This window comes from Streptomyces sp. NPDC047028 (assembly GCF_040644095.1).
In the GTDB taxonomy this organism is placed as follows: domain Bacteria; phylum Actinomycetota; class Actinomycetes; order Streptomycetales; family Streptomycetaceae; genus Streptomyces.
On sequence record NZ_JBEYVS010000003.1, the window covers coordinates 104,700 to 127,396 of the forward strand.

General features: G+C 72.8%; 13 protein-coding genes and 1 tRNA gene. 6 read left to right on the forward strand and 8 right to left on the reverse strand.

Annotated features, from left to right (window positions below):
- Window positions 1-111: 111 nt before the first annotated feature.
- The 6 genes from ABZ854_RS03955 (at window position 112) to ABZ854_RS03980 (ending at window position 9,662) form a co-directional block, all read left to right on the forward strand.
- Window positions 112-1,263 (forward strand): serine hydrolase domain-containing protein, encoded by a 1,152-nt coding sequence (locus ABZ854_RS03955; protein ID WP_361203785.1) that lies wholly within the window; start codon window positions 112-114, stop codon window positions 1,261-1,263.
- Window positions 1,264-1,470: 207 nt separating this feature from the next.
- Window positions 1,471-2,166 carry a hypothetical protein gene (locus tag ABZ854_RS03960; protein WP_361203788.1) on the forward strand — a complete coding sequence of 232 codons (696 nt, stop codon included), beginning with the start codon at window positions 1,471-1,473 and terminating at the stop codon, window positions 2,164-2,166.
- Window positions 2,070-6,032: an AAA family ATPase gene (locus tag ABZ854_RS03965; RefSeq protein WP_361203791.1), complete on the forward strand. Its 3,963-nt coding sequence runs from the start codon at window positions 2,070-2,072 to the stop codon at window positions 6,030-6,032. The genes ABZ854_RS03960 and ABZ854_RS03965 overlap by 97 nt, the downstream gene beginning before the upstream one ends.
- Before the next feature lie 107 nt (window positions 6,033-6,139).
- A complete protein-coding gene (locus tag ABZ854_RS03970) occupies window positions 6,140-7,858 on the forward strand; it encodes a hypothetical protein (protein WP_361203794.1) in 1,719 nt (572 codons plus the stop codon).
- The gene (locus ABZ854_RS03975) at window positions 7,855-9,342 is read left to right on the forward strand and encodes a hypothetical protein (RefSeq protein WP_361203797.1); all 1,488 of its coding nucleotides are present in this window, start codon (window positions 7,855-7,857) and stop codon (window positions 9,340-9,342) included. Before ABZ854_RS03970 ends, ABZ854_RS03975 begins: the two co-directional genes overlap by 4 nt.
- Window positions 9,343-9,431: 89 nt before the next feature.
- Window positions 9,432-9,662: a hypothetical protein gene (locus ABZ854_RS03980; RefSeq protein ID WP_361203800.1), complete on the forward strand. Its 231-nt coding sequence runs from the start codon at window positions 9,432-9,434 to the stop codon at window positions 9,660-9,662.
- 107 nt (window positions 9,663-9,769) lie between these two features.
- On the opposite strand, the gene ABZ854_RS03985 is transcribed toward ABZ854_RS03980, so the two are convergent.
- The 8 genes from ABZ854_RS03985 to ABZ854_RS04020 form a co-directional block, all read right to left on the reverse strand.
- A tRNA-Thr gene (locus tag ABZ854_RS03985) sits at window positions 9,770-9,846 on the reverse strand.
- A gap of 108 nt (window positions 9,847-9,954) precedes the next feature.
- Window positions 9,955-11,544, reverse strand: coding sequence for an alpha/beta hydrolase (locus ABZ854_RS03990; protein ID WP_361203803.1), 1,590 nt, complete (start codon window positions 11,542-11,544; stop codon window positions 9,955-9,957).
- Window positions 11,545-11,707: 163 nt separating this feature from the next.
- On the reverse strand, window positions 11,708-12,913 hold the full coding sequence (locus tag ABZ854_RS03995) for a DNA polymerase III subunit delta' (RefSeq protein ID WP_361203806.1): 1,206 nt from the start codon (window positions 12,911-12,913) through the stop codon (window positions 11,708-11,710).
- Between the two features lie 154 nt (window positions 12,914-13,067).
- Window positions 13,068-16,382 carry a dTMP kinase gene (gene tmk, locus ABZ854_RS04000; RefSeq protein WP_361203809.1) on the reverse strand — a complete coding sequence of 1,105 codons (3,315 nt, stop codon included), beginning with the start codon at window positions 16,380-16,382 and terminating at the stop codon, window positions 13,068-13,070.
- Between the two features lie 197 nt (window positions 16,383-16,579).
- A complete protein-coding gene (gene topA / locus ABZ854_RS04005; RefSeq protein ID WP_361203812.1) occupies window positions 16,580-19,405 on the reverse strand; it encodes a type I DNA topoisomerase in 2,826 nt (941 codons plus the stop codon).
- A gap of 269 nt (window positions 19,406-19,674) precedes the next feature.
- Window positions 19,675-19,872 (reverse strand): hypothetical protein, encoded by a 198-nt coding sequence (locus ABZ854_RS04010; RefSeq protein ID WP_361203815.1) that lies wholly within the window; start codon window positions 19,870-19,872, stop codon window positions 19,675-19,677.
- A gap of 366 nt (window positions 19,873-20,238) precedes the next feature.
- Window positions 20,239-21,759: a class I SAM-dependent methyltransferase gene (locus ABZ854_RS04015; RefSeq protein WP_361203818.1), complete on the reverse strand. Its 1,521-nt coding sequence runs from the start codon at window positions 21,757-21,759 to the stop codon at window positions 20,239-20,241.
- Window positions 21,760-21,911: 152 nt separating this feature from the next.
- On the reverse strand, window positions 21,912-22,532 hold the full coding sequence (locus tag ABZ854_RS04020) for a small secreted protein (RefSeq protein ID WP_361203821.1): 621 nt from the start codon (window positions 22,530-22,532) through the stop codon (window positions 21,912-21,914).
- Window positions 22,533-22,697: the final 165 nt, after the last annotated feature.

Below are 22,697 nucleotides of genomic sequence, written 5' to 3' on the forward strand. Positions count from 1 at the left end.
CGCCTGCCGCTGGGGGGCATCAGCGCGGGGCAGGCCCGATGCCGATCCTCGAGTCCGTTACGCCGAGGTTTCGTGGGCGGTCCAGGCGGCGCCACTGACCTTGGGGGAGTAGTGGAAACGCAACCGGAGACCGGTACACACGCCCTGGACGAAGCGCGGGCGCGCACACGTCTCCGTGACCTCATCTACGCCCTCTCCGAGGACGGCACCATGCCCGGTGTCGCCGTCGCCTGCGGTGTGCGGGACCGTGTCGCCGCCCGGGTGTGGGCCGGGGACGCGTGCCGGTACGGCGGCCCGCGACGACCCGTCGACGAGGCCACGCTCTACGACGCCGCGTCCCTCACGAAGATCATGTGCACGGTGCCGGTCTCCTTACGCCTGCACGAAGCGGGCGTGACCGACCTCGACGAACCCGTCACCACCTGGCTGCCCGACCTGGCCACGCCCTACGGCGGCCGCATGACCGTCCGTCACCTGCTCACCCACACCGCCGGCCTCGTCCCCCACCGCGAGTACTGGCGCACGCACCACGGCTACGGCGCCGTCCTGAACGCCGTCCTCCGCGAGACCCCGGCAGCACCACCGGGAACGATCTGCGCCTACTCCGACCTCGGCTACATCCTGCTCGGCGAGATCCTGCGCCGCGCCGCACGCACCGACCTGCCCGAACTCTTCGACACGCACGTCCGCGCGCCGCTGGGGCTGCGGGCGACCTCCTTCCGTCCGTCGAGTACGAACGTCGCCGCGACCGAGGTGAGGAACGGAGTCGCCGTCCAGGGGCACGTCCACGACGAGAACGCCCTCGCCATGGGCGAAGTCACAGGCCACGCCGGGCTGTTCACCGACCTGCACGACGCCGCCGCCTACGCGGCCGCGTGGTCCACCCCGGCCCTTCTGCCCCTGTCCGACGTCCTGACGGCACAGGCGTCCCGTCTCCAGCCCCTGCCCGATCCCTCCTTCCGGCGCGGACTCGGCTGGGTCCTGTCCGGCGACAGCACCTGGGACCACGTCGGCCCCTCGTGGCCGGCGACCACTATCAGCCACACCGGCTTCACCGGGGTGTCCCTCGCGGCCGACCCGGTCTCGGGCTGGTGGGCGGCGGTGCTGAGCAACGCCGTGCACGCCGGCCGTGAACGCCCCCGCCTGCGCCGGGCCCGCCTCGACATCCACAGCGCCGTCGCCCGCCTCCTGAGCGCCGACAGCCACCGGCCGACGACCCTGCCCGCAGTCCCGGCCGCGGACTCACTTCGCCGTACCGGGTGACGTAGGAGGGCTGCCGGCTCCACGGCACGGCCCCCGGGCCCCATCGCCCCGGACCAGCGCGGTCCAGCCCGGTCCGGTCCGGTCCAGTCCGGTCCAGTCCGGTCCGGTCCGGGCCAACTCCCCATCCCCCGCCGAGGAGGCGCCTCGCAATCGCCCCTCGGCGACCCCTTTCCATCCGATTCGTTCCCGCGAGGAGAGAGACCCGCCATGAGTCTGTTCGGCAGGAAGCACCAACCCCAACCGCGGCCCGAGCCCCCGATAGTGATCACCGACGCGGACCTCCCCCACGTCAGCCGGATCGTCGGCGACTTTCTCGAAGCCGTCGGCAACGACGCCGCCCTGCACTTCCGAGGACGCGAACTCGCGGTCGCCAGCGGCGCCCCCACCCTGGACGACGTCGTGACCGGACGGGCGGCCGCCAGTGGCCTGCACCGTCCGTGGCGCTGGCTCGCGGCCGCGGCCGAGCAGGCCGAACGCGCGGGCGACTACCTCCTCGTGGCCCGCATCACCCTCGTCCTCACCTTCTGGACGCAGACCCTCGGACCGCGCATGGGCCTGGGCAACCACCTGGAGATGCGCCTGGACGACCCTCCGCCGGAGGTGGCGTCCCGTATCCGCACCACGGGGCTCCGCGCGATCCCGCACCTCCCCGGGGACAGCGTCGTCGTCAGTCACCCGACCGGACGGTCACCGCCGCGTCGCTGCTCGCCAGTTGCACGGACGGGCCGTAGAGCGCGTTCCGTGCCCGCCCATTCGGGAGCGGGAACATCCGATGTCAGCGAGGGACGAGGCGAACGGACGACACCATGGCACCAGCGCGGGAACCCGAAGCAACCGGCCGGCAGTGGACCCCGTGGACACTGCGCGAAGAGACGGACCACCAGAACCTCGCCCGCTACGTGAACGCGGACATCGCCGAACTGACCCGGCTCCGGCTGTTCGTGGAGAACCCCTTCTACCAGCGGGAGAACGACTCCGCCGCCCTGCTGGGCAGGCTGTACGAAGCGCTGCGCGCGAAGAAGATCGCCTACGAGCACGAGCCGTGGAACGCCGAGGGCGAGCAGGTCATCCGCGACGCCGGCACCGTCGACAGCAGTTTCGGCACCTGCCTGGACCTCAGCCTGCTGTTCGCCGCCATGTGCAAGCAGGCGGGGCTGCGCCCCTACATCGCCGTCCTGCGCCGGGGCTCCCACGCGGACCACGCCCTGGTCCTGGTCGACACCGCCGCCGCGGTGAACCGGAGCGGTACCCCTCCACCGGTGACGCTGGCGGAGGGCCCGCACCCGCGCCACGTCTACCGTCGCCTGCCGTTCGCGCCGAAACTCGGCCCCACCGGCCTGGCCGTGGACGTCACCGCCGGCTGCCGGGGTGAGAACGACGAGGAGGGCCACGACTTCGCCACCGCCTGCGCCGACGGAGCCCGGACCCTCCTCCACGCCGACTACCGCGACTGCGTCCTGATCGACGTCGTGGCCCTGCACGCCGACGGCTTCCCTCCCTACGAGCCGCTGCCGCCCGGCAAACGCCCGGTGATCACCCGCCGCCTGCCCATGCGCCCCAGCTTCATCCCGTACGAGAGCCGGAGCAAGCTGCTCGACGATCTCACCGGAGCGACCGGCACGATCGTGCTCTACGGCGACCAGGGCACCGGCAAGTCGATGCTGGCCCTGGACATCGCCGCGAAGGCCCAGTTCGGCTGCGGCTGGTTCCTGGACGCCAACGACTCGAGCGTGCTGGCCACCTCCCTGGGCGACCACGAGATGGCGGAGTCGGGAATCGGCCTGGAGTACGCCAACCGCGCCTCGCGAACGGAGTACGCCCGGCTGGGCCTGGCCCGGCTGCGCCAGGCCCGCGGCTCCTGGGTCACGGTCCTGGACAACGTCGACGTACCCCCCGAGGACCTGAAGGGGTACCCCGAGCCCTCGGCGGACAAGGGCCAGCTCCTGCTGATCACGACGACCCACCCGAAGTGGGCCCGGCCACGCACCGGTGTGCGGGTCTTCACGCTGCCGCCGCTGGAGAGCGAGGAGGTGACCCGCGAACTCGGCGCCGACGCCCCGACCGGGGCCCTCGCCGGACTCCCCCTGCTCACCAACGCCAGCGCTCGCTTCCGGCAGGAGACCGGACACGACTGGTGGACCGGCCGCGTGGTGCCCGCCGTGACCGCCCCCGCCCACTTCTGGCACGCGGTCCGGGCCACGCTCGGCGCGGACGAGGGGGAGGGCGCGGCAGAAGACGGGGCAGAAGGCGGGGCAGAAGGCGAGGCAGGCGGCAGGGCACAAGCCGGCCCGAATGGAAACGCCGGTGAGGGCAACGCCGGTGAAGGCAACACACGTGAGGGCACGGACACCGCCGCGCTGGCCCTCGCCGCGAGCATGGCGTGGATCCCGCCGGCCGGCCTCGACCTCGCCACGGTCTGCGACATCGTCGTATCGGTGGCCGCCGCCACGCACGGCCCCGGCACCACGGCCGGAGCCGTCCGGCACGCGGCCCAACGGCTGTACCGGCTGGGGCTGGTGGACCTGCGGGCGGGCCGGATCACCATGCACCGACTCTTCCGGCACACCATCCGCCAGGACATGACCCGACGCGACGGCCCGGGCACCTCCGACATGGTCGGGGCTCTGGTGGAGCACCTCTTCGCCGCCATCGACAGCGTCGGCCGGCAGATCCTCCTGGACGCCGGGCGCCCCGCGCCCGCCTCGTCCGACCACGCCCCCTACGGGCTGGTGATCAGCAGCGACGACGTCGACGAGATGCGGAAGGTACTGGTCGCCCACACCGACCCGCGCGGCCTGCACGCACTCGCGGGTCTGGTGGAGCGTCAGAACGAAGCGCTGGCCACCTCGCTCTACGCGGCGGCCGAGGACCTGATCGGCCCGTGGCGGGAGCGGGAGGTCCGCACGCTTCCGGCGGGCACCCGGCTCGTGATCGTGAACGGTCTGCGCGGCAAGGCCCGCATGCTCTTCCGCGACCCCTCGTCGACGCCCGAGCAGCTGGAGGAAGCCGTCTCCTGGATGCTCGAGTGCCGGCCGCTGTGCGCGGACCTGCCGGCCGACCCGGGCATGCGCAACGCGTTCCTGCTGACGGCCTCCCGCGCCGAGGCCATGTACGGACTTCTGCTGCGCAAGCGCGCCTCCCGGGAGGAGACCCCGGCAGCGGACCGGCTGCGGATCTACCGTGAGGCCGAGCGCATCCTGCTGGAGAGCGCCGCACAGCGGGTGGCACTGGCCGGCGACACCGACAGCCCCGACGTGGACCGGAGCCGGTTCAACCTCGCCGGGCTGGCGATCGACCTGGCCAAGTGCGACCAGGAGCACCGGCGGGCCGGCCACCTGGACCGCGCCTGGGAGCTGTACACGTCGGTCCTTCAGATGCGCGAACGGCGGTACCGCACCCGCTACCTGGAAGAAGTCGTCACCTGCGTCAACGGCCAGGCCCTCGTGCACTACTACCGGGCGCTCGTGCTTCCCGGCTCCGTGCAGCAGAAGGCGGAACGCCTGCGCCGGGCGGCCGAATTCGCCCACCAGGCGACCATGCTGCGCCAGCACGTCGAGGGCACCGTCGACGGTCCGAACACCGCGAAGTCCGTCGCAATCACCGCGAAGATCGCCCTGGCCCGCATGGATCTGCGGGCCATGACGACGCAGCGCGACAAGGACCGTTCCGACCCCGTCACCAGCGGCTACGTCAGGGAACGCGGTGCCTGGTACTTCCTGTCCACCTCCGCTCCCCCCTCCCACCGTAAGGACTCCGCCATGCGACTCACCTTCCCCGCCGTGTCCCTGGCCGCCGCCGGCGACGACCTCCTGCCGGCCATCGAGGACTGGATCACCTCCGAGGCGATGCGCGCGCTGGTCACCGCGTTCGACGGCGACGAGAAGGACCTCCTCGGCACCGCCGGTGACCTGCAGACCCGCGTTCAGCGCCTCTACGCCTTCAGCGACCGGTGGGACAACCGCACCCAGGGGCAGGAACGCAACCAGAGCACCGAGCTGCCCATGACCGCCGTGCAGCGGGACACCGTGCTCGCCGCCACCACCGCCCTCGGCCTGCACGACTGCCCGTCCCCGCGGCACGAGGATTACGACCACGTCCTGCTGCTCGGCGGACTCGTCCGGGCCTGCTTCAACCGCCCCGCCTTCGCCGCCCAGTTGCTCGACGGCGGGGCGGTGCGCACCGGCAGCGTCGCCGCCCTCGGCGGCCACCGTCCCTTCAGTTCGTCCAAGGACCCCGACGACGACGAGTTCGTGCTCGCCGGCCGGATCGGGCACCCCGAGCTCGTCGAGGAGTACCAGGCCCTGGACCTGGGCACCCGCACCGCCTTCGGGCTCGGCGAGCCCACCCACGTCGAGGGCGCGCGCTACGACGACATCGGCGGCACCTGGGGAGTACGGCACTACGCCCGCCCCAGCGGCACGGCCGTACGCGTCGCCGCGGCACCGTCCTCCGAGCCGGACAAGCGGCGCGCGCACACCGGTGACACCTACGCCTTCTTCGCCGAGCACATGGAACAACTGCGCCCTGGCGCCCGGCTGCTGCTCGTCACCACTCCGATCTACGCCCCGAGCCAGCACTTCACCGCGCTCCACCGTCTGGCCCTGCCCTACCAGGTGCACGTCGAGACCGTCGGCGGCGACCCGGACGACGTGGGTGAGGCCCTGCGCCAGCCGTTCACGCCCACCCGCTACCTCGCCGAGGTCCGCGGCGCCGTACGCGCGCTGACCGGGCTCGTGGCGGCCGCCACCGAGGCGCGGGGAGGCCAGTGATGACGTCGACGGAGACAACTTCGGCAGGGACGGCTTCGGCAGGTACGGCTTCGGCTCCGGGTGAGTCACCCCGCTCCGCGGCACAACGCGCCTGGCTCCTACTCGCGGTGGACATCCGCAGGAAGCTGACGGGCAAGACCTCCTGCGACACGCTACGCGACCGCGCCTACCGCCAACTGCTCTACCAGGTGGTCCTGGACACCGCGCCCGCCCTGCGCCCCGTCGTCACCGAGTCGGGCCACGGGCACCTCACCCCCGAGCAGGCCGACGCCATGACCGAGGCGATCACCTCGCAGGCGCCCCGGCTCGGCATAGCAGGCGACTCGGTGCTCGCGCTGAAGGCGGCCTTCACGCGGTACCGGCAGCAGCAGCCGTCGGGCGGCCGAGTCCGCTACTTCTCCGATTTCCTCCACTTGATCTACCCGATCGTCTGGCGCGACTCGGCGGAGCCCCGAGTCCTCGGGGACCCCGACGCGTGCGACCAGGTGATCCTCGGCCTGCTGCACGACGACCCGGACCAGGCCCCGCCGTCGTTCTCCGCGTTGCTGCGGCTCTTCGCCGACCCCCGGGCGGTGGCACAACTCCAGGACGTCATCGACCAGTCGTGGGACCCGGGCACACCCGGATCCCCGGCGCCCCGCCCCGAGCTGGTCACGGAGCTGCTGGACCAGCCCGAGGGAAGCACGGAGTGGCAGAAGCTCTGGGACGCCTACACCGCGACCCGGCCATGGACGGCACACCTGACCCGCGTGAACCTCCTGGGCCTGTCCCGGTCCCCCGCCCCACCGCGTCCCTCCGCGCAGGAGCCGCGCACGGCGAGGGGAACGTCCTCCGACGCCACGGCGGACCCGAGCGGTTCGGACGCCACGGCGGACCCGGACGGTGCGGACGCCACCACGGACCCGGACGGTTCCGGCGGTCGCCGGCTCGTGCCGCCGTTGGACCGCTCCGTGTTCCTGCGTATGGCCCCCTCCCTGAAGCTGCTCCAGAAGCGCCCGGAGGTCCAGCGACTCACGACCCGTCGACTCGCCCAGGACGAGGCCCACCGGGCCACCGCTCCCCTGGGCATCGGCGACGACTGTCTGCGCGCGGTCCTGTGCCTGGGCGCCGTCTCCGCCGGCGCGCTCAGCGCCGACTTCACCTCCCGGTCACGTTCGGGCGGCCGGCCCGGCGGCATGCCCCGCCGCTTGCGGCAGCTCGCCCGCGTCGCCGCGTCGCGCGCGTTCGTCCAGGAGACGCTGCGGCTGGGCGACGCCCAGCACGGCCCCGTACGCGAGGCACTGGCCGACCCCGGACCCGGCTTCGGCCGCGCCCTGTGGAGCATCCTGCACCGGTACGAGCTGTCACAGAGGCAGCCACCGCCGCCCGAGGCACGCTGGAACCTGCTGGTCATGTCGGCCGCGCGCACCTTCATCGACGGCCTCGCCGGCCAGATCAAGGACGTCATGCGGGGGACGGAGGACCACGAGGCCCCGGACTTCGACACCGACATCGACCCCCTGGAGATCGCCGACCGCGGCACGAGCGGTGCCGGGGCGGTCCAGGAGATCGTCGTCGACGCCGTCGTGCGGCACCTCGCAGAAGCCCGGCTCACGGCCGACGACGCCCTCTCCTTCCTGCGCCGATTCACCGACCCCGGCGAGGCGGAGTTGTCCGCCGAGACCTGGCGCACCCTGTACGCGAACTACCGCGCCCCCGACGCCGACGCGCGGCCGGTGCCCGGGGCCCTCCCCGCCATCGGGTGGCAGCAGGCCCGCGACATCGTCAGCGCGTTCCTCGTCAGCACGTTCCCCGACTCCGACGGCCCGGGAAGGGCGCACTCATGAACACGACACCCCGCCCCCCGGAACTGCCGCGCACCCTCACATCCGGATCCCCGGCAGTGATCACCGTGGACACCGTCGGCACCGTACGGATCGGCAGCCGGCCCGACGCGGCGCCCTGCGGCGCGCCGCTGCCCGTCATCGGCGGCCTCCTGGTCTTCGACCCCTTCGCCCCCGACGCCGCCCCGTACTTGGAACTCGACGCGCACGAGCCGCGGAACTGGATGCTGCCGCTGACGCTCGGCGAGGCCGTCACCGACGCGGTCACCGAGGCGGCGGACGAGGCCGGCCGCGCCGTGGTCGGCCCCGACGACGACGCCGACCACATCGTCGCCCGGCGCACCGCGCCGTGGAACCCCGGCGCCGGCCACCGGGCCGGCGCGCGCATGGCCACCTTGCTGTGGCTCTCCCGCTGGTCCCCCGTGGCACTCGACGGCGAACTGCTCGACATCGAGGCCGGCTCCCTGCTCGGCTCGCTCACCGACGTCGTCGACGACGCCGAGGACCTCGCCCGGGTCAGGCTGGCCCGCTGCGCCCCCCGCCTGGTCCGCCTCGCGACCACCGTCCTGTCCGAGCGCTCGCTGCCGGGGGAGGCCTGGATCGCCGAACTGCTCACCGACGCCCTGGAACACGCCGAGGACCTCCTCGTCGACCATCCCCTGCACCCGAGGATCTTCGAACTCGCCGAGCAGGCCCGCCGCCGCGACACCCGTCCCCGCCACCTCCAGGAGGAACTGGACGCCGAACTCCGCCGGCTCCTGCAGCCCTCCCTCGCCATCCGGGCCCAGGCCCACCAGCAGGGCTGGCACACCTCCGACGCGGACTGGGCCCAGCTGCCGCCCGGGATCCTGGACAGCGCGGAGGGCACCGTACGGTGGCAGGTCACGGACCGCACCCTGACGGTGAAGGTCAGCGGCGGTCCGTCGGCGTCCCCCGAGGCGCCCCTGGGCTTCCGGGCCTACTCCCCCGGGAGCCCCCTGCCCGTCGCCCTGGGCCGGCTCGTACCCCGCCCCCTCAGGAACGGGCTCAGCTGGGAAGGCGGGGCCCCGCTCGATCGCCCCCTGCCCACCGACGGACTCACCGTGGACGTCTACCACCCCCACTACGTCGGGCCACCGCGCCTCGGCCCCGCCGCGGAACAGGCCAAGGCCGAACGCCAGTCCGTCCGCTACCTGACACAGCTGCGCGAGCACATCGCGCGTCAGGACGGCCACGAACTCAACCGCTGGGCCGACATCGTGTCCGCCGACACTAGCGTGCCGTCCGCCGCCCCGCTCCCCGGCGGCGGCTCCGATACCCTCACCCACCGGATGCTCGGCCTGGTCGAGGCCGCCCGGGCCGCGGCCGACCACTTCCAGCGTCTCGAACGCGGGCACCTCCAGCAGGATCCGGACGCCACGGACACCGACGCACCACGGCTGTGCGGTCCCATCTGGCGACCCACGCTGGCCGAATGGGCCCGCCTGCGCGTCAACTTCGGCCTGTAGAACCGCACATCCCGCTCCCAAACCTCCGATTCGGGACCGCGATGCCTCCGTGAAAGGCAGTAGGACCCACACCCTCAGGAGGCACCGGGATGTCGGTGGAGATCGTACTGACGGCAGGCGTCGTCGCATTGCTCGTCACGGCCATCCTGGCCATCGCCGCTGTCGTGATGGTCAAGGCGGTCCTGGCCGTCGCCGCTGCCGGCGAGGCCCCCGTCGTGAACGCACTGCTCGCCATCGCCGAGATCATCCGCGCGATCGGCGGCAAGAAGGAGCGCGACGGCACCAGCCGCCGCACCAACAGCAAGAAGAACGCCGGCTAGCGGCACCGGCAGGCGAGGAAGCGTGAGCCCGAACACCCGACACCGGTCCACCGAGACCGAATAAAACACGGAACCCCCAGGTCGAAGATCGACCTGGGGGTTCACCATGGAGCCGCCTTCGGGATTCGAACCCGAGACCTACGCATTACGAGTGCGTTGCTCTGGCCATCTGAGCTAAGGCGGCACGCCGACCGCGACTATGGTGCGATCAGCAACGTCGGTAAGTCTACACAGTTTCCGGGGGTGCTCCGTACACGCCCTCGGGGGTGGGGGAAGGCGCGGCTCGGGAGGGCTATGAGCAGCGCTTCTGGGGGGCCGGCGGGGTGCCGTGGAGCAGGTATGTGTTGATCGCTCCGTCGATGCAGGTGCTGCCGCGGCCGTACGCGGTGTGGCCGTCGCCCACGTAGGTGAGGAGGCGGGCCGAGGAGAGCTGGCGGGCCAGGGACTGGGCCCACGGGTAGGGGGTCGCCGGGTCCCGGGTGGTGCCGACCACGACGATCGGGGCCGCGCCCTTCGCCTCGATGCGGTGCGGCGCCCCCGTGGCCCTCACCGGCCAGTACGCGCAGTTCAGCGAGGCCCAGGCCAGCCCCTCGCCGAAGACGGGGGACGCCTTCTCGAACTCGGGCAGGGCCTGCTCCACCTGCTCGGGACCGGTGAAGGCGGGCGGCAGGTCCAGGCAGTTCACGGCGGCGTTGGCCATCATCAGGTTCGTGTAGTGCCCGTCGGCGTCACGCTCGTAGTAGCTGTCGGAGAGCGCGAGCAGGCCGGCGCCGTCGTTCTCCTTCATCGCCGAGTTCAGCGCCTCGCGCAACTGTTCCCAGGCTGCCTCGTCGTACATCGCCGCGATCACGCCCGTCGTGGCCAGCGACTCGCCCAGCTTGCGGCCGTCCGCGTCGCCGGCCGGGATGGGGTGGGCGTCCAGCTTGCCGAAGAACGCCTTGAGGTGGTCGCCGACCTGCGCCGGCGTGGTGCCCCTGCCGCCCAGCGGGCAGTCGGAGTGCCGTACGCAGTCCTTCGCGAACGCCTGGAACGCCGTCTCGAAGCCCGCCGTCTGGCCCAGGTTCAGCTCGCGCGAGTCCAGAGAGGGGTCCATCGCTCCGTCCAGCACCATGCGGCCCACCCGCTGCGGGTACAGGCCCGCATACGTCGCCCCGAGGAACGTGCCGTACGACGCCCCCACGTAGTTCAGCTTCCGGTCACCCAGGACCGCCCGCAGAATGTCCATGTCCCGGGCGGCCTCGACCGTGGAGACGTGCCGCAGCAGCCGCGCCGAGTGCGCCCCGCAGCTCTCCGCGAACTTCTTGTACGCCGTCACCAGCGCGGTCGTCTCCCGCCGGTCGTCGGGAGTCGTGTCCGTCTGCGTGTACGTGTCCATCTGGCGGCCGTCGAAGCACTCCACCGGCTCGCTGCGGGCCACGCCCCGCGGGTCCACCGCGACCATGTCGTAGCGGGCCCGGACCCCGGCCGGGTAGCCGATGCCCGCGTACTGCTGGAGGTAGCCGACCGCCGAGCCGCCCGGACCGCCCGGGTTGACCAGCAGCGAGCCCAGCGGCTTGCCCTTGCCCGTGGCCTTCTTCCGGGCGACGGCCAGCCGGACGTCACCCGCGGCGGGCTTCGCGTAGTCCAGCGGGGCCTTCATCGTCGCGCACTGGAAGCCGGGCGCGCCGCAGCTGCGCCAGTGCAGCTTCTGCGCGTAGTACGGCGACAGCGCCGACGGTGTCGCGCGCGGCAGCGCCGCCAGCACCCCCTCCGCCGCGGCCCCGGCCGACACCGTCGAACTGCTCGGGGAACAGGCGGAGACGAGGAGGGCGGCGGCCGCGAGGAGGGTGGCGGCGACTTGGGCCGTCGGCCGGGGGCGGCGGGGGGTGGGCCTGATCTGCATCAAGCGAGCGTAACGCTGTGCGACCTCGCGAGCGCGGTGCGTCGGCTTTGTGGCTCGTTCGGGGGACGGGGGCGGCGTTCGCTCCGGTACGCCCGTGTGGGGGACGCCGCCCCGAAGCCACCGGTGGCTCGCCCGGGTACGGCGGCCTCGATCCCGCCGCCCCTCAGCCGGCCCGCAGCGCCATCGTCATCGCCTCCACCGCGAGCAGCGGAGCCACGTTGCGGTCCAGGGCGTCCCGGCACGCGGCGATCGCCTCGATGCGGCGCAGGGTGGACTCGGGCGATCCGTCGCGGGCCAAGCGCTCCAGTGCGTCCTCCGCGTCCGCGTTGGCGATGGCGACGCGCGAGCCGAGCTGGAGGGCGAGCACGTCCCGGTAGAAGGCGGTGAGATCACCGAGGGCCACGTCCAGACTGTCGCGCTGCGTACGGGTTCTGCGGCGCTTCTGCATGTCCTCCAGGTCCTTCATCACCCCCGCGGTACCGCGCGGCAGCCGCCCGCCCTGGGCCGCGCCCAGCGCCGCCTTGAGTTCCTCGGCCTCCTTGCCGTCCATCTCCTCGGCGAGCTGCTTGGCGTCCTCGGCGGCCGCGTCGACGAGTTCCTGCGCGGCCTTGAGGCAGGCACCGACCTCGTCGAGGCGCAGCGGGAGCTTGAGGACGGCCGCGCGGCGCCCCCGGGCCGCGGGGTCCGTGGCCAGGCGGCGCGCCCGGTCGACGTGCCCCTGGGTGGCGCGGGCTGCCTCGGCGGCGACGTCCGGTTCGACGCCGTCGCGCCGTACGAGCATGTCGGCGACCGCGGCGACCGACGGGGTGCTGAGGTTCAGGTGGCGGCAGCGGGAGCGGATGGTCGGCAGGACGTCCTCGATCGAGGGGGCGCACAGCAGCCACACCGTGCGGGGCGCGGGCTCCTCCACCGCTTTGAGGACGGCGTTGGCCGACTTCTCGTTCAGCCGCTCGGCGTCCTCGACGAGGATGGTCTGCCAGCGGCCGTTCGCCGGGGCGGTGAACGATTTGCGGACCGTGTCCCGCATGTCCTTCACCAGGATCTCGGAGCCGGCGGCGGCGACCGTGGTGACATCCGCGTGGGTGCCGAGCAGCGCGGTGTGGCAGCCGTCGCAGAAGCCGCAGCCGGGGGTTCCGCCGAGGGCACGGTCGGGGCTGACGCACTGCAGGGCGGCGGCGAAGGCCCGCGCCGCCTGGTTACGGCCGGCTCCGGGCGGGCCGGTGAACAGCCAGGCGTGCGTCATCTTCGACGACCCCGGCAACGGTTCGTCCGCCGCTGCGGCCGTGACGAGGGCGTCGGCGTCCCGCGCGGCGGCGTCGAGCACCGCGCTCACCTTCTCCTGCCCGACGAGGTCGTCCCACACGCTCACGGGTCACGCCGCCTTTCCCTCGCACTCCGCGTTCCGCCATCCATTGTGCGGGTGAGCACTGACAGCGGACGCGTCCAGACGGCGGAGACGCGCCCGACCTCGCGATCGAGCCCGACCTCGACCCTCGTCGACCCCTTGGCCCCCGGCGGCCCGCTCAGCCCCGGCGGCCCCGTCCGCGTCCGCGTCGGCCCTTGTCCTCCTCGACGTCCCCGTGCCCCTGCTCGTCGTGCGAGTCGTAGGAGTCGTACGAACCGAGGAGTTCGTCCGCCAGGCTCGGCAGGTCGTCCAGCGGGGTCTCCTCGGCCCAGTCGGGGCGCGGCCGGCGCCGGGGGGTGCCGTCCGCGTCGAGCTGGGGCATCTCCCGGGTACGGCTCTCGGAACCGTCGGGGCCGGAGGCGGCCCGCTCGTCCCGGAACATGCCGGGAGGCACCCGGTCCGCCGGGTCACGGTCCCGCACGGGCGGCAGTACGGCCGTCTCGTCGGCCGCCCCCGAAGGCACCTGGGGCAGTACGGCGGTCTCGTCGGCCGCGCCGGGAGCCACCGGTGGGAGCACCGCCGTGTCGTCCGCCGCGCCCGGGGTCACCGGCGGCTGCGGCAGTTCGGTGGTCACCTCGGAGTCGGGGTGGGAGCCGTCCGCGGGGCGGTCCTCGCGTACGGGGCGCAGCACCGTCGTCTCGTCCGTGGGCGGGGAGACGACCGGTGTCGGGACCGTCTCCTCGGCGCCCGGCGCCGGTGCGGCGGTCCGCCGCTGGTTCTGCGGTTCGGCCGGGGACACGGACGGTGTCGGGACCGTCGCCGCCTCCGGGGGCATCCCGGGGGCCTTCGGCTGCGGTGCCGAGGGCCGGCGGGCCGCCGCGTCGGCCGAGGCGGCGGCCTCGGCCGCCTGGCGGCGGGCCTCCTCGGCGCGCAGCAGGGCCTCCTCGGCCTTGCGCTGCTTCTCCAGGCGCCGGGCCTCGGCCTCGGCGTGCAGTCGGGCCTCCTCCTCGGCCTGCTTGCGGCGCCGTTCCTCCTCGGCCTTGCGGCGGGCCTCCTCCTCGGCGCGGGCCTTCTCCTCGGCGAGGAGCCGCTGCTGCTCCTCCTCGGCGCGGCGGCGCGCTTCCTCGGCCCGCTGCCGGGCCTCCTCCGCCTGCCGCTCGGCCTCCCGGCGCTGCGCCTCCTCCAGTTCGCGGCGCTTGCGCTCCTCCTCCTCGGCGCGCAGCTTGGCGAGCTGCTCCTGGCGCTCGCGCTCCAGGCGCTCCTCCTCGGCCTTGCGGGCGGCCTCTTCCTCGGCCTTGCGGCGGGCCTCTTCCTCGGCCCGCTTGCGCGCCTCCTCCTGGGCCTTGATCTCGGCCTCGGAGAGCGGCAGGACGGTGTCGAGCCGGTGCCGGATCACCGTGGTGACGGCTTCGGGTTCCTGCGCGGCGTCCACGACCAGGTAGCGGCCGGGGTCGGACGCGGCGAGCGTGAGGAAACCGGCCCGCACGCGCGCGTGGAACTCGGCCGGCTCCGACTCCAGCCGGTCCGGCGCCTCGGTGAACCGCTCGCGGGCGGCCTCCGGCGCGACGTCCAGCAGGACGGTGAGGTGGGGGACGAGCCCGTCGGTCGCCCAGCGGTTGATCCGGGCGATCTCCGTCGGGGAAAGGTCGCGGCCGGCGCCCTGGTAGGCGACGGAGGAGTCGATGTACCGATCCGAGATGACGACCGCGCCGCGCTCCAGGGCGGGCCGGACGACGGTGTCGACGTGCTCGGCCCGGTCGGCGGCGTAGAGCAGGGCCTCCGCGCGGTGGGACAGGCCGGCGGAGGACACGTCCAGCAGGATCGAGCGCAGCCGCTTGCCGACCGGGGTGGCGCCCGGCTCCCGGGTGAGGACGACCTCGTGGCCCTTGGCCCGGATCCACTCGGCGAGGGCTTCGGCCTGGGTGGACTTGCCGGCGCCGTCACCGCCCTCCAGGGCGATGAAGAAACCGTTCGACGCGGGGGCCTGGACGGGGTCGTCGCCGCCGAGCAGCGCGTCCCTGAGGTCGTGCCGCAGCGGGACTCCGGAGCGGTCGTCGACCTTGGCGAGGACCAGCGCGGCGACCGGCAGCAACAGCGCGCCGACCAGCATCAGGGTGAACGCGGCTCCGCCGTGCGCGAAGACGAATTTGCCGTTCTCCAGGCGGTGCGGGCCGATGAGGGCGGCGACCAGGGGCGCGATGAGGACGCCGAGCGCTATGAAGACGCGGACCACCGCGTGCAGGTGCTCGGTGGTGCGCGCCCTGCGGTGGTCCTCGGTCTCCTGGTCGAGCAGGGTGTGCCCGGTGTTGGCGGCCACGCCCGCGCCGATGCCGGCCAGCGCGACGATCAGCAGGACCGTGGTGACGTCGGGGACGAGGCCCGCGGCCAGCAGGGCGACACCGGTGAAGGCGATCGCCAGGGCCAGCAGCCGGCGGCGCGAGAGCGAGGGCAGCATCGAGGGCGCCCTACGGATGCCGACGGCGACGCCGCCGGTCAGCGCGAGGACCAGCAGGCCGTACAGGACCGGGCCGCCACCCAGGTCCTTGGCGTGCAGCACGCACACGGAGACGGCGGCGGAGATGGCCCCCGCGACGGCGGCGCAGGCCGGGACGAGCAGCGGGATGGCGCCCGTACGGCCCTTGTCCACACCGGCGCCGGTGCGCGGGCGGCGCAGGCCCTCCAGCGGGGACCGCGCGCGCGGGGTGCGGATGCCGGGCAGCTCCAGGGCGGTCAGCACCGACAGGGAGGCGGCGAACAGACCGGCCGCCACGTACGACCCGAGGGCCGCCTGGTGCTGGTCGAACCAGTCGACACCGGTCCCGAGCAGGTTGTTGAAGAGCGCGGCGACGACGAGCGCGGCGGCCGCGAGCGGGATCGCCAGGAACGTGGTGCGCAGCGCCAGGCGGCGCAGGGCGCCCATGTGGTCCGGCAGCGGCCGTACGGTCGCTCCCTCCGGGGGCGGGGCGGGCAGCAGCGCGGGGGCCGCGCTCTCCCGGCACACCGTCCACAGGCGCTCGGCGACTCCGGTGACGAAGGCGGTGACGAGCAGATACGCCAGCGCGTTCTGCGGCGTCCAGTCGATCCAGAGGGGCGCGATGATCAGCAGTACGGCACGCAGACCGTCGGCGCCGACCATGGTCCAGCGGCGGTCGAGCGGGCCTTCCTTGTCGGTCAGCGCGCTGAGCGGGCCGAGGAGGACGGCCCCGAAGAGCAGCGTGGCGAGGATGCGGGCCGCGAAGACGGTCGCCACCGCGAACGCGACGCCGCGGTATCCACCGCCGAAGGAGCCCTCCGTGATGGCTGCCTGGAGGGCGAGGACGACCAGCACCAGGACCGCGAGGGTGTCGCCGACACCGCTCACGAGCTGGGCGCTCCACAGGCGCCGCAGCTCCGGTCGGCGCAGCAGGGAACGGACGGCACGCTCGCGGGAGTCCGCGACGAGGGCGTCGTCCGGTGCTGGGCTGGGGGCCGTTGGCTGCTCGGCTCGCGTCATGCGTTCAGCCTATCCGCAGCCACTGACACCACACCTCGGCCGTCCGGATGCGCGACCGCCCCGACACCAAAGCGATGCCGGGGCGTTCGTTTCGCGACGCGGCGGTGACGATCCGTCGGAGCCGGCGGCCGGTCCGGCCACGAGGGACGGAACGTCTCCCGCGGGACCGGTACGGCTGCCGGGCGGCGGACGGGGTGTCAGTCCTCAGTGGAGGAGGCCGTCGTCTTGGCAGCCGCCTTCTTCGTGGTCGTCTTCTTCGCGGCGGTCGCCGTCTTCTTGGCGGTCGTCTTCTTCGCCGCAGTCTTCTTGGCGGCCGCCTTCTTCGCCGGGGCCTTCTTCGCGGCGGCCTTCTTCGCCGTCTTCTTGGCGGGCCCCTTCGCCCGCTTCTCCGCGAGCAGTTCGAAGCCGCGCTCGGCGGTGATCTCCTCCACGCTGTCGCCGGAGCGCAGGGTCGCGTTGGTCTCCCCGTCGGTGACGTACGGCCCGAAGCGGCCGTCCTTGACCACGACCGGCTTGCCGGAGACCGGGTCCTCGCCCAGCTCCTTCAGCGGCGGCTTGGCTGCCGCGCGGCCGCGCTGCTTGGGCTGGGCGTAGATCGCCAGCGCCTCTTCCAGCGTGATCGAGAAGAGCTGCTCCTCCGCCTGGAGCGAACGCGAGTCCGTGCCCTTCTTCAGGTACGGGCCGTAGCGGCCGTTCTGCGCGGTGATCTCCACGCCCTCGGCGTCGGCGCCGACGACGCGCGGCAGCGACATCAGCTTCAGCGCGTCGTCCAGGGTGACCGTGTCCAGGGACATGGACTTGAACAGCGAGGCCGTGCGCGGCTTGACGGCGTTCTTGCCGGTCTTCGGGGTGCCCTCGGGCAGCACCTCGGTGACGTAGGGGCCGTAGCGGCCGTCCTTGGCGACGATCTGGTGGCCGGTCGCCGGGTCGGTGCCCAGCTCGAAGTCGCCGCTGGGCTTGGCCAGGAGTTCCTCGGCCAGCTCGACGGACAACTCGTCCGGGGCGAGGTCCTCGGGGATGTCCGCCCGCTGGTGGCCCTCGGAGTCCTTCTCGCCCCGCTCGATGTAGGGGCCGTAGCGGCCGACCCGCAGGACGATGTCGTTGCCGACGGGGAACGAGGACACCTCGCGCGCGTCGATCGCGCCCAGGTCGGTCACGAGTTCCTTGAGGCCGCCGAGGTGGTCACCGTCGCCGTTGCCGGCGTCGGCGGCGGGGCCCGCCATCGTGCCCTCGCCGAAGTAGAAGCGCTTCAGCCACGGCACGGCCTTGGCCTCGCCGCGGGCGATGCGGTCGAGGTCGTCCTCCATGCGGGCGGTGAAGTCGTAGTCGACGAGTCGCCCGAAGTGCTTCTCCAGGAGGTTGACGACGGCGAAGGACAGGAAGGACGGGACGAGTGCGGTGCCCTTCTTGAAGACGTAGCCGCGGTCGAGGATCGTGCCGATGATCGACGCGTACGTCGACGGGCGGCCGATCTCGCGCTCTTCCAGTTCCTTGACCAGGGAGGCCTCGGTGTAGCGGGCCGGGGGCTTGGTGGCGTGGCCGTCGACCGTGATCTCCTCGGCGGACAGCGCGTCGCCCTCGGCGACCTGGGGCAGCCGGCGCTCGCGGTCGTCCAGCTCGGCGTTCGGGTCGTCGGCGCCCTCGACGTAGGCCTTGAGGAAGCCGTGGAAGGTGATCGTCTTGCCGGAGGCGCTGAACTCGACGTCCCGGCCGTCGGCGGCGGCACCGGCGATCTTCACGGTCACGCTGTTGCCGGTCGCGTCCTTCATCTGGGAGGCGACGGTCCGCTTCCAGATCAGCTCGTAGAGCTTGAACTGGTCGCCGGTCAGTCCGGTCTCGGCGGGCGTGCGGAAGCGGTCGCCCGAGGGGCGGATCGCCTCGTGCGCCTCCTGGGCGTTCTTGACCTTCCCGGCGTACGTCCGCGGCTGCGGCGGCAGGTAGTCGGCGCCGTACAGATGCGTGACCTGGGCGCGGGCCGCGGTGACGGCGGTCTCGCTCAGCGTCGTGGAGTCCGTACGCATGTACGTGATGTAGCCGTTCTCGTACAGCTTCTGCGCGACCTGCATGGTGGCCTTCGCGCCGAAACCGAGCTTGCGGCTGGCCTCCTGCTGCAGCGTCGTCGTACGGAACGGGGCGTACGGCGAGCGGCGGTACGGCTTGGACTCGACGGACCGAACGGAGAAGCGGGTGTTCTCCAGGGCGGCGGCGAGGGCGCGGGCGTTCGCCTCGTCGAGGTGGAGGGTGTTCGCGCTCTTGAGTTGTCCCAGGGAGTCGAAGTCGCGGCCCTGCGCGACCCGCCTGCCGTCGACGGTCTGCAGGCGGGCGATCAGCGACGACGGGTCGCTCGGGTCCCCCGCTCGGCCGGTCGCGAAGGTGCCCGTCAGGTCCCAGTACTCAGCAGAACGGAAAGCGATGCGCTCGCGTTCCCGCTCCACCACGAGCCGCGTGGCGACCGACTGGACACGCCCGGCGGACAGCCGCGGCATGACCTTCTTCCACAGCACCGGCGAGACCTCGTAGCCGTAGAGGCGGTCGAGGATGCGGCGGGTCTCCTGGGCGTCGACCAGCTTCTGGTTGAGCTGGCGCGGGTTGGCCACGGCCTCGCGGATCGCGTCCTTGGTGATCTCGTGGAAGACCATCCGCTTGACGGGGATCTTCGGCTTGAGGACCTCCTGGAGATGCCAGGCGATCGCCTCGCCCTCCCGGTCCTCATCGGTGGCGAGGAACAGCTCGTCGGAGTCCTTCAGCAGGTCCTTGAGCTTCTTGACCTGGGCCTTCTTGTCGGCGTTGACCACGTAGATCGGCTGGAAGTCGTGCTCGACGTCCACACCGAGGCGGCGGACCTCACCGGTGTACTTCTCGGGAACCTCGGCGGCGCCGTTGGGAAGGTCACGGATGTGCCCGACGCTCGCTTCGACGACGTAGCCGGGGCCGAGGTAGCCCTTGATCGTCTTCGCCTTGGCAGGCGACTCGACGATGACGAGTCGGCGGCCGCCGTGTGCGGTCTCGCTGGTCGGGGACAACTTCGCTCTTCTCTCCGGTCGACGCTGGGGGCCTCCCCAGGCATGGTCCCGGGGGCGCGGCGTGCATGGTGGCTCGTGTGACGCTGCGGAGTGTGACGGTACATCCCGCCCCCGTGTCAAACGGGAAAAGCCCACAACGGCCACTCGAACGGTAACCCGACTACCGCCATTCCTGCCGCCCGGACCACCCGGCAGTCCGCGGCCCCTGTCCGGAGGGTGACGCTCCCCTTACTCTCGCGGCACTTCCGCGAAAACGGCACCCTCCGACGTCAGAGGCGGGTCAGGCAGTATGCGCCGAGGCCGAGCGAGGCGATTCCGGCGGCGCTCGCGAGGGTGGCCGATGCGATCCGGTTCACACCGAGGGCCACGGGTTCGTGCCGCCACAGCCGCACCGTTGTCCACAGGGTCACGGCAGCCCCGAACAGGCAGAACGCCCCTCCTCCGAAGATCGCCGACTCGCTCTCCATGGCGTTTGCCCTTTCCCCCGTCGTCCCGGTGTGCCCAGGGCGGGGAGGGTGGCACGCGCGGGAGACGGGCGGGCGACGGCCGGGTGAACGGGAGGGCACGTCGCAGTCGAACACGCGGTCGATCCGAAGTCGGTGCGCCCGCCCAGCCGTGTTTTTCTGGTCTTTTTCCGGCCTTTTTCCGCTGGGAGGTGCCGGCGGCCCGTGCCCCCGGCATGTCCCGTCCGCACGACGCCCTGCCACGGGTGCGCTACGACGCCCGGCAGAGCACGCGGTACGACGCCCCGCAGAGCACGCGGTACGACGCCCCGCAGAGCACGCGGTACGACGCCCCGCGCATCCGGCGTACGGCCGCGCGGGGCGCCGTCGTCAGGCCAGGGGCTCCAGGAAGCCCTGTTCCACGAGCAGCCGGATCTGCGCGGGCGTGCGGTCGCGCAGCAGCACCGGGTCCTCGCCGACGAGCTGGGCGATGGCGTCCAGGATGCGGCCCGCGCTCAGCGTGCCGTCGCACACGCCCGCGAAGCCGGCGCCGACGGTGTCCACCTTCGTGGCCCGGCGCATGCCGCGGTGCTGGCGCAGCACCACGTGCTCCGGGTCCTCGGCGCCGGGCAGCCCGACCTGCTCCTGGACGACCTCGGCGGCGAGCCTGAAGCGGCCCTCCAGGAGCGCGGCGTCGTCGTGCTCGCGCAGGTGGTCGACGCGGTCGAAGTGCGCCCGGATCGTCTCCCCGAGGGGCTGCTCGACCGGGTGCGGCCACTCCTCCACGACGACGGACGGCTCGGCGGCACCAGTCTTGCGCAAGGTGATCCAGCCGAAGCCCACGGCCTTGACCTTGCGCCCCTCGAACTCGTCGAGCCACGCGTCGTACCGGGCCTGGTACTCCGCCGGACCGGCGCGGTGGTCACCTGCGTCCCGGAGCCACAACTCGGCGTACTGCGTGACGTCCTGCACCTCGCGCTGCACGATCCAGGCATCGCAGCCGCGCGGCACCCATGACCTGATCCTGTCCTGCCAGTCCTCCCCTGCCACGTGCTGCCAGTTGGCGAGGAACTGCGCGAACCCGCCCTCGTTGAGCCGTTCCCCCGCCTGCTGAACGAGCGAGCGGCACAGATCGTCCCCGCCCATCCCGCCGTCCCGGTACGTCAGCCGGGTGCCCGGGGAGATCACGAAGGGCGGGTTGGACACGATCAGGTCGAACGTCTCGTCGTCCCGGACGGGCTCGAAGAGCGAACCCTCGCGCAGATCGGCGGCCGGTGCGCCGGAGAGGGCGAGGGTGAGCGCGGTGAAGTGCAGTGCCCGCGGGTTGACGTCGGTCGCCGTCACGCGCGTGGCGTGCTGGGCGGCGTGCAGGGCCTGGATGCCGGAGCCGGTGCCGAGGTCGAGCGCCGCGGCGACGGGCGTGCGGACGGTGATCCCGGCGAGGGTGGTGGAGGCGCCTCCGACGCCCAGGACGACCCCTTCCGCGCGCTGTCCGATACCGCCGGCGCCACCGACCGCGCAGCCTAGGTCGGACACGATGAACCAGTCCTCGCCGTCGAGCCCGCCGTACGGCCGTACGTCCACGGTCGCGGCGATCTCGTCACCGCCCACGCGCGTGAGCCACCCGGCCTCCAGGGCCTCCTCGACCGGCAGAACGGCCGCCACGCGCGCGTGGGGCACCGGTTGCTGCAACAGGAAGAGCCGTACGAGCGTCTCCAGCGGGGTGTCGCCCCGGGTCACCCTGAGGGCGGGCACGATCTCGCTGCGGGCCAGCGCCGCGTACGCGGGGGCGCCGAGCAGGTCGAGCAGCCCGTCGGCGGTGAAGGACGCAGCGAGCAGCGCGTCCCGCAACCGGGCGGTGACGTCGGGACGGTCGGAGTCGGGCAGAGGGGCGAGGCCGGAGTCAGTCACGCCCCCATTGTGTCCCGCGAGGGCATCCCGGGTCGGCCACAGCACGGCCCGCCCGGGCCCTCGGTCGCAGGACACCGGTGCGCCGAGAGGGACGGGGAGCGCGAGGAAGCAGCGCCGGCCCCTCGCACTCCCGGTGTAAGGCGGACCGGTCGTCAGCCCTTCGTCGACGCGCTCGGGGCCGCCGCGCCGGACGCCGTCGCGGACGCCGCGACCTTGCAGCTCGGCTGCTCGGCCATGGCCGCCTTCACGTCGCCCTGCTCCAGCCGCTCCAGCGTCTTGGTGCCGGTGTCGCTCTGCTTGCCGACCTGCTTCGTCTGGCTGGCGGCGACCTCCTTGAGGCCCGCGGCGAACTTGCCCTGGTCCTTGGTGTCGAGCCCGTCGACCTGCTTCTTCAGGTCGGCGTACGACGTGGAGAGGCCGGTGAAGGTCTGTGCGGCGTCCTTCTGGCGCTTGGCGGCGTCGTCCACGCCGGGGGGCGCTCCGGCCTTGTCGAGGGCGGCGGCGAGCGCCTTGTAGCCGTCGGACATGTCCTGGAAGGCCTTCGAGTAGGTCTTCTGGGCGTCCTTCGGCGGCAGGTTGCTGTCCGTCGCGATCGAGGCGATCGACGCGTTCGCCGACCGGATCTTCGCGTCCTGCGCCGGAACCGCGTCGCACACCGTCTTCGCCCAGGCGACCAGCTTGGGGTCGGGGCCGCTGTCCTTGGTGCTGCATCCCGACAACGCCGCTACCAGTACCGCACCGCCGGACAGTGCGGCCGCGAGCTTCTTGTTCACCGGATCGGTCCCTTCCATGGCTCTCGGCCCCCGGAATCTACCGGCATACCGGCACCACCCACACGCCGAACGCCCCATAAATAGGCTTGTGAGACGATTTGCGCCGTAGGAGAGAAGGCTCACCATGGGCACGGCCGGGGGCGGCGGGCGGGCACAGGAACGGGC